Source organism: Methylobacter svalbardensis (assembly GCF_037671525.1).
Lineage (GTDB): Bacteria > Pseudomonadota > Gammaproteobacteria > Methylococcales > Methylomonadaceae > Methylobacter_A > Methylobacter_A svalbardensis.
Window position 1 is genome coordinate 1 of record NZ_JAWPOH010000099.1, and the last position, 7,699, is coordinate 7,699.

The window sequence follows — 7,699 nt, forward strand, 5'->3', positions numbered from 1 at the left end:
CAGTTTTTGTACAATTGAATTCGAAAAGCTTAGCGTTATGATTTTAAGTGCTCCTTTAAGTTTTTTCAGTAGAAATAAGTATATCTTCAAAGGAGTTTTTTACTGTTTTGGAAATTAATTTTCTGGAAGTCTATATGTCTATATTTAATGCTGAAGATTCAACAAGATCAAGTCTGGATCGCGTTCGTAGCTCCACCGCTTCCCTTGTGAATGAAGAAATAGATCATCAAACGGATATAAATATTCACCGTTATAAGGGTAAAAGCAGGGCAGAAATTCTTGAACGTATTCAAATGCTGGATAAGGAATGGGATATAGAGCGAGTGCTTGAGGTCAATGCCTCTACGTTAGCCCTAACCGGCCTGATTCTTGGTTTAACCAAAAATCGAAAATGGTTATTCCTCCCCGGCATTGTTTTGCCGTTTTTGTTGCAGCATGGATTACAAGGATGGTGCCCTCCCTTACCCCTATTACGCCGGCTTGGTATCCGTACCTGGGGAGAAATCGACCGTGAAAAATACGCGCTTAAAATCCGACTGGAGAAAAACTGAGTTGGTATTATTTAAGTGACTGCACAGCCTCAATTTTTCGAAGCTACAGTAGAGTTGGTGATGTATGCCACAGGCAGAAAACCGAATTCAACCGGATTAGGACTAGAGGCGCTTGGCGTTGAACTGAACAGTAAAGGAGCCATTAAGGTCAACAGTGACTATCAAACCAATGTGCCATCAATCTATGCGCTGGGTGAAGTCACCGATCGGGTCAACCTGACGCCTGTAGCCATAGCCGAAGGCGCGGCTCTGGTAAATACGTTATATACAATCAGCCGCGACCGGTGGATTACGACAATATCCCCACGGCTGTTTTTTTGCCAGCCCAATATCGCTAGTGTAGGTTTAACTGAAGCACAGGCACGCGAAAAATTACCCGAACATCGACATTTACCAAACCCGTTTTACACCGATAAAAAATACTCTTTCCGGATTGGATGAAAAAACGCTGATGAAGATGATCGTGGTCCGCAGTACTGATACGGGTTATCGGCATGCACACATGGTAGAGCCTGACGCCCCTGAAATTATCCAGGGTATGGCTGTTGCCATTCGAGCAGGTGCGACCAAGGCGGTCTTTTATACAACTATCGGCATACATCCTACTGCTGCCGAGGAATTTGTAACTCTGCGTGAAACTAATTCAAAGCTATAAGTCGCATAATACTAGTCAACTGGACTCTTGAGATCGAGACTCTCCGTTATCTGATGGACTGTTTCGGCTTTATGCTGCATTTTTTTATTTTGGATATCGCCACATTACATATTAAGACAGGTTGTTCTCGCATTAGCGCCTCCATACGGTAATGTCGGCGCCGAACCTCAAATGCCTCGACGGTTTTGGGCCTATACCCCATTTACTTAACTTCCCCTTCCCGTTTGGCTTCCATTTCCAGGTTTTGGTATTCATGTTGTTCCAACTTACCGTCATGACCTGCATCCACCTTGTCGAACACTTGCAGTAAATAAGGGAAATTTTGCAATTCACTTTTAGTAACGTAGTGATCGCCATTTACATCAGCTTGGGCAAATGTGGGTAATTTTCCTAGGCCATCTCCAGGTTTTTTGGCTGGATCGGCTTGTGCATTTTGAACATCTGGAGTTTGGTTTTCAGCCCATACAGACTGGGTAACAGAGCCAAGGCCGATACTCATAACAACAGCTACCTTAATAATTTTAAAAAACTGGTTGGAGTTATGGGATATTTCGCGAATAGTTTTTCTGGTTTTCATAATGGTCTCACAGGGTTAGAGTTTAAGTAGATCCGGTTTTATCTTGAAAATGGTTTCAACAAGAATATCGTGTTACTTGCCTGCTTTGGATGAGCGTTATTACTGGCCCAAAGCGTCTGGGCGGCTAATGATGAATTAATAATATCACTCTGCGATATAGCCAGCGTCTTCCATTTGATGCTTCTTTCATGTCTGCTTAATTACTTCAATCTTCGAGAATGTGGAAAATGACTTTGTCGCCATGTTCATATCAATTCAATTCAAGCACTGACACAAAAAAATAATTCATTGAGACATAATAATTATAAATTGGACAATTGAGTTAAGTCGGTACGGTGGCACACATAGAGCGACTGGGTAATGTAATGTATCAACACTTTTCCGGACACAAAATTAAGCAGTGTTATGCAAAAATTACGCGATTATTAAAGTTTTTGTTTTTTGACAACCACAAGGACATCGTCTATGTGCGATGTCGCACAGACCGCTTTTAATTATCTGTGTAGCCTTAAAACACAGACAAGGAGATTTAATGAGGTATGCAGGGAACTCACTCGTTAAGAAAAAATCGAGTAATCCAGTTAAAGTCCGAAAAGGGTAGTGTTTTCAATCCGCGTCTGAATACCGATTAAGAATTTTCATAGAACCGGCTCAAACTGAGCCAACAGGAGAAAAACCATGATTAACCCCGACCAAATCAAACCTGATATGCCCGTTGTTTGCTCCCAAGACGGACAATTTGCTACTGTCGATCATATGGAGGGGACGGATACCATCAAGCTGAAGAAAGATAAAGCAGGTCAACACCATTACATTCCGCTAACCTGGGTAAGCTCAATCGAGAGCGGCAAGGTTAAAGTAGATCGTCCAGGCGATCAAGCGATGCAGGAGTGGTCGACAGTTTCGCCGAAATCTTAAGCGAATAACTTCAGGCGATAATATAGACAATCGTTAGAGTGGCTTTTTGTTTCTGTCGAGACGCTTAGGTGAATGTGCTGAGCGTCAGCAGTTTGCTTCAACTTAGCCGTTGCGAATTTGAATGTGCGACGGCTGGGCTCTGGGTCTTGAGCCATTCCACCAAACTTAAAGGTTCGGAGGACAAGATATGAGACACACAACTCAAAGAGACCGTTGGATGCTGTTCGGGATATTCGCGACAGCGCTCATAGTCAGCGGCATAGGTAAAGCCCAGGAATCAGCAACAAAAAAGTCGAGCTACGCCCCCATTGTCATCAATGAGGACTTCGCAAAGACGATGGCACGCATGAAGGCTGCTAAGTCAGAGATCATGAAACGTCAGATCGACCTGCTCAATGCGCGATACGACCTGAGTGACCGCCCGGCTAATGGCGTGACAATGTCTAGCGGAAAGTCCGTTCAGGAAGGCGTTCGTGTGAAGCTACCCAAGGATACAAGCTGGGACAAGCTTGCGGCGGCGGTCAACCCCGAAGAGATTCGCGAGAAGGGCCTGTTCCCGGCGGGTTTTTTCCCACTACCCCATCCGAACCACCCGGAAGGCGGCATGGTCTTTCCCAAGTTTCTCATTAAAGAAATCAAGAAGCAAGAAGGGCGGGACCTCGTTCGATTTGATTTGGATTTCGATCTTCCGGATCATTTTTTGCCCGAGTTCCCAGCTCCCATCTACCTGACCACACGGCCTGATCTCGGAGACGTCTCACAAGGTAAGCTCGTCACTATCGACAACTACTACGAGTTGTTCAACGGGATACTAAATCCCAAGCAGATAGAAGGTCTGCGGATGTTGCTGACACCCTTCCCACAACAGCAGTTCAATCAAACCGAGGACCGCCGCTCGGAACGTCCGAGTCGAGGGGTTGCTTGTTTCGACTGCCACGCCAATGGACATACAAACGCTGCGACCCACCTCGCGGGAGATACCCGTCCTCAGGAGTTTCGGCATCGCATTGACACGCCGTCGTTGCGCGGCGTGAACATCCAGCGCTTGTTCGGCTCTCAGCGTGCTTTGAAGAGCGTGGAGGACTTCACCGAGTTCGAGCAACGCGCCGCGTATTTCGACGGTGATCCGGTCATCGCGACGAAGAAGGGCGTCAACATCCTTGATCGTGGCAGCCAGGTGCACTTCATGGCAGAGTTTCAGGAACTGCTGGATTTTCCACCGGCTCCCAAACTCGGCATTGACGGCAAGTTGAATCCGAAAATGGCTACTGAATCGGAGATGCGCGGGCAAGCACTTTTCTTCGGCAAAGCCAATTGCGCGAGCTGCCACGCGGCGCCCTATTATACCGACAATCTTATGCATAACATGAAGGTGGAACGCTTCTACAAGCCACAGATGATTAACGGGCGTATGGCCAGTGCCGATGGTCCAATCAAGACCTTCCCCCTGCGCGGCATCAAAGACTCGCCACCTTACCTCCACGACGACAGGTTGCTAACGTTGGAAGATACGGTAGAGTTCTTCAACCTGATTCTCGACATCAAGTTGACTGAGACTGAGAAGAAAGATCTCGTCGCATTCATGCGACAGCTTTAGAAAGAAGCAGTAATAGAGGATCGAATCTTCTATACGGTCAGACTGGTGCTTAGCAGGGAGGGGGGTATCCAGTCGACACCACTGAGCTTATATCCCTCTGTATCCGTATATAGTCCCTCTTCTGGCATGAACACAACCGCGTCCGCGAGGTTCGCCGATTGGTCATAAAAGCGCGTAACTAACGCGTAAGTTCTGACATTTGATGGTGGAGGGTCATATCGAGCTTGAGTAATATAAGGTTGATGAGTCAGTTCTCGCGCTAGTCGAGCTGATTTGTTTTTGCCATCGACTGACCTGCACTGCGTAGCGACTCGGGACAATCCAGTCGTCCGGTGTGAATTTCGATGAATACGAGGTCGTCCGCTGTGGCAGCTTTAGTCAGCGCCTCTTCAAGCTCGCCTTCCGTACGAACATCAAGACCTAGACCACCTCCGAACACCTCCACCAGTTTGTGATATTTCCAGGGTTGGAGATCATTATAAGTATGGTCGCTGATGACTCGCTCTATGGTATACCCGTCATTGTTGATCAGAAATATGACAGGCTTGAGATGGTTGCGGATCATCGTCGACAGGTCCTGGCCAGTTACTTGAAAAGATCCGTCTCCCACAAACAGCACGACCTGTCTATCCTGCGCTGCCATGCTCGCGCCCAGGGTTGCTCCGATCGTATAGCCGATTGATCCGTAAAAGGTCTGGCCTATGAAGGTCGCTCCTTCCGGCATGAGCATTTCGGCGGCACTGAACAGGGATACGCCTGTTTCAGCAATGACTATTGCATCGTCTTCTATAAAATGACTCATGCGGTCGAAGAAACGCTTAATGGTAAGCGGTTTCGGCACATCAGGCTGGTACAGCTCCGCACGTCGGTGCACGCAGCCATCAGCGGCGCATTGGATATCCAGAGTTGCGGGATCGCGTCGGGTAAGCTTTTCGGTCAGCCCAAGGATAAAATCATGTAGAGACACATTCTCGTAATAATGATGTTTGATCCTCACGGAGCGGATATTGGCACTGATCGTCTCCACGTCGTCGAGGTTGGTTGTGAAGCCGCCGGTGTTAAAGTCGGTTAGCACGGCCCCAAGTTGTAGAATGCAATCAGCCGACTCGACTCGATTTCGAACATACTCGCGACTTCGTTCTCCCTCAAACAGACCAATGAATTGCGGATGCTGCTCTGACAGGACGCTCTTGCCCAACATCATGGTCACATACGGGAAACCGGTTTTGTCGAGAAAGCCGGCGAAATCCTGTTGCAGCTTGAAGCGTATCAATTCCACATCGCCGATCACAATCGGTTTCTGTGCCTTATCCAGCATTTCCAGCGCTTCGGTGATCGCCTCTCCAAGCGCATCCGGATCACTACCTAGAGCTGGTGGGAACAGAAAAGCCTGAGGGCGCTGACACGACATCATTACCACGTCCGATGGGATGCTAATGTAAACCGGTTGCTGATGAGATAGGCACACCGATAACACTCGGTCGATCTCGGCCGGCGCCGTTTCAGCCGAAACCAGCTCGGTTGAGGCGGCAGTAATTTTTTCGTATATCCTCAAGGGAATCTGATAATCGCCCAAGGTGTGATGCAACAGTGGTCGGGTGCGGAAATTAATCGTCGACGGCGAGCCGGTGATCACCACCATCGGCACTCTCTCGGCGAATGCGCCTGCCACGCCGTTGATGGCGCTTAATTCTCCGACGCCATAGGTTGAAGAAAATGCACCAACACCCCGAATACGAGCGTAGCCGTCGGCGGCATAGGCCGCGTTGAGTTCATTGCAGGTGCCAACATACTTTAGGTCGCTCTTCAGTACTTGGTTGAAGAAGCCCAGGACAAAATCTCCCGGCACGCCAAAGAGGTGATCCACCCCAATCTCTTTGAGCCGTGTTATCAGGTAATCAGCAACCGTGATTTCTGAACTTTTCATGTTATTGAACTCCTCATCTTGCTATTTAAGTAAGGTCTATTCGATAGTTGCATCATGTCTGATGAGGTTTATCTGTGGTTTCGAAACCAGACCGATCACACCTGCGAACTTAGTTTTATTGGACAATCGCTACGAGCCATGCTGCTAGTGTTTTACCAATGCTTGGCTCGCCACAGCCTGTATCGCCTGTTGTACACCGCCGGGTTCTCCAAGGTAATAATGGCGGACGGCATGGAGTTCATCGTCCAGTTCGTACACAAGAGGGATTCCAGTGGGGATGTTCAAGTCTGCGATGTCGGCGTCAGAAACGTCGTCGAGATACTTGATCAATACGCGGAGGCTGTTTCCATGAGCAACAATCAGAACCGACTGTCCCTATCGCACCAACGGTGAGATAGGGACGTGCCATCAGAGCAGGAATCGCGCGCGCGACAGTATCCTTATAAAGCATTCCGTTGCCGGGAGTTGTTCCTGGAGAAGATCTTATCGCGCGGACGTGGCACGGAGGTCGTGAATCTTCCACTTCAAGAGCGGGTGGGCGGACGTTGTAACTACTCCGCCATAACCTGACCTGATCCTCGCCAAACTATCTAGGATGTCAAACAGCTTGGAAAATTTTCCATCATTTTCAGTAAAGAGCATCTAAAATGGCCAGCAGCAACAATTACTATCTTATTGCTTTTAATGGCGAATTAGCCTTACATGACTGCCAAAATGGACGCTGTTATATGGAAAAATTCAACGTCCTAAATGCATCCAAGTAGCTGGCAAATTCTGCATATAAAAATTGACTCACGCCGACAAAATGCAATCACGCTTACACTATCGCTTCTGCGGACTACTCGACTCCTGTCTCGTAACGTAGAGTATTTTGACTGATCTTGATAATTCCGGGAGATTGGTAATAATATCCTAGCAATGGCTTTGCGGCTGACGTTGCCGACCTAGGTGTTACTGAAGGAGACTTTGCTTGACGGGAAGCCTTGCAGTATGACGCTAGCGATATTCTAATAATATCCAACATAAATTATTCTTTGTTTGATGTAAAGTTATCTGAAAATTTGGTCTTCTTCCAGAGCAAAAGCTCAGATTCGTTGCTGAATCTGAGCTTTAACCACTAAGTTGTTCTTCTTGCAATTGAACTTAGCGACCATTCCTCCTTAGAAATTAGAGTGTATTTTATGCTGTGAATTTACAATTAGAATATAAGTGCCATTACTTATGCTGATGCACCATGACTACTTCAACAGTAGCCTGTCCCCTCGAAAGCGGCCGTTCACCTGAATAGAATGCAGGATTACACTTCGGTTAGCTCAGATATTTCAAGATTATCTTGCAGTCCCAATATAGGCTGTCGAAATACAGCAACTTTGAATGTATTTTGATTTCCCGACTTATGGATTGATTCGAGTGGGTTTTAAAGTTGAATGGATTGCATTAAAATGAACATTAAAACAACGCACTCGTTCAATTA

The 7,699-nt window shown here is 47.2% G+C and carries 8 protein-coding genes; 6 read left to right on the plus strand and 2 right to left on the minus strand.

Annotated features, from left to right (window positions below):
• Positions 1-107: 107 nt before the first annotated feature.
• Genes RW114_RS19040 through RW114_RS19050 form a run of 3 tightly spaced genes read left to right on the plus strand, consistent with a single transcriptional unit; the run spans position 108 to position 1,206 of the window.
• Positions 108-551 (plus strand): hypothetical protein, encoded by a 444-nt coding sequence (locus RW114_RS19040; protein ID WP_340124328.1) that lies wholly within the window; start codon positions 108-110, stop codon positions 549-551.
• Positions 552-566: 15 nt separating this feature from the next.
• On the plus strand, positions 567-992 hold the full coding sequence (locus RW114_RS19045; RefSeq protein ID WP_340124329.1) for an FAD-dependent oxidoreductase: 426 nt from the start codon (positions 567-569) through the stop codon (positions 990-992).
• Positions 964-1,206: a hypothetical protein gene (locus RW114_RS19050; protein ID WP_340124334.1), complete on the plus strand. Its 243-nt coding sequence runs from the start codon at positions 964-966 to the stop codon at positions 1,204-1,206. The genes RW114_RS19045 and RW114_RS19050 overlap by 29 nt, the downstream gene beginning before the upstream one ends.
• Positions 1,207-1,408: 202 nt before the next feature.
• Here the strand turns inward: RW114_RS19050 and RW114_RS19055 are convergent, their stop codons facing one another.
• Positions 1,409-1,783: an EF-hand domain-containing protein gene (locus tag RW114_RS19055; protein ID WP_340124330.1), complete on the minus strand. Its 375-nt coding sequence runs from the start codon at positions 1,781-1,783 to the stop codon at positions 1,409-1,411.
• 678 nt (positions 1,784-2,461) lie between these two features.
• On the opposite strand from RW114_RS19055, the gene RW114_RS19060 reads away from it, so the two are divergent.
• On the plus strand, positions 2,462-2,701 hold the full coding sequence (locus RW114_RS19060) for a DUF2171 domain-containing protein (protein ID WP_006889717.1): 240 nt from the start codon (positions 2,462-2,464) through the stop codon (positions 2,699-2,701).
• A gap of 217 nt (positions 2,702-2,918) precedes the next feature.
• Positions 2,919-4,298 carry a cytochrome B6 gene (locus RW114_RS19065; RefSeq protein WP_340124331.1) on the plus strand — a complete coding sequence of 460 codons (1,380 nt, stop codon included), beginning with the start codon at positions 2,919-2,921 and terminating at the stop codon, positions 4,296-4,298.
• 259 nt (positions 4,299-4,557) lie between these two features.
• On the opposite strand, the gene RW114_RS19070 is transcribed toward RW114_RS19065, so the two are convergent.
• The gene (locus RW114_RS19070) at positions 4,558-6,225 is read right to left on the minus strand and encodes an alpha-keto acid decarboxylase family protein (RefSeq protein ID WP_340124332.1); all 1,668 of its coding nucleotides are present in this window, start codon (positions 6,223-6,225) and stop codon (positions 4,558-4,560) included.
• Between the two features lie 54 nt (positions 6,226-6,279).
• Here RW114_RS19070 and RW114_RS19075 point away from each other — a divergent pair, with 54 nt between their 5' ends.
• Positions 6,280-6,618: a hypothetical protein gene (locus tag RW114_RS19075; RefSeq protein WP_340124333.1), complete on the plus strand. Its 339-nt coding sequence runs from the start codon at positions 6,280-6,282 to the stop codon at positions 6,616-6,618.
• Positions 6,619-7,699: the final 1,081 nt, after the last annotated feature.